The sequence below is a fragment of the Paenibacillus sp. LS-5 genome, assembly GCF_056121505.1.
This window is the reverse complement of the sequence record NZ_JBWAVA010000081.1, coordinates 1-269: the sequence shown is the minus strand read 5'-3', so window position 1 is coordinate 269 and position 269 is coordinate 1. Positions and strand designations below refer to the sequence as shown.

Annotated in this window: 1 pseudogene; it reads right to left on the bottom strand. The window is 35.7% G+C overall.

The features are described from left to right. Positions 1-269 (bottom strand): annotated as a pseudogene (locus tag AC0MA3_RS26540) (cell wall metabolism sensor histidine kinase WalK); the annotation flags it as partial.

The window sequence follows — 269 nt, the reverse complement described above, 5'->3', positions numbered from 1 at the left end:
TCATAGCTTTTATCAACAAATGTAATCTCCCGTATTTCATTATTCTTCGTAAAATCATTCAAAATCCGTTTGACGTCATCTTTAATGACGGTGCTGTCATTATCTCCTTTATATTCCTGCTCAATATAATAGGATAGATTGTCAATCCGCTGATTTAACGATAATTCATAGGACTTGAGAAGAGAATTCTCCACCTGTTTCACAAAGTACACGCCGATAATCTGCATGGCGATGATAATGAGAAGCACATAGATCAGCGTGATCTTAAA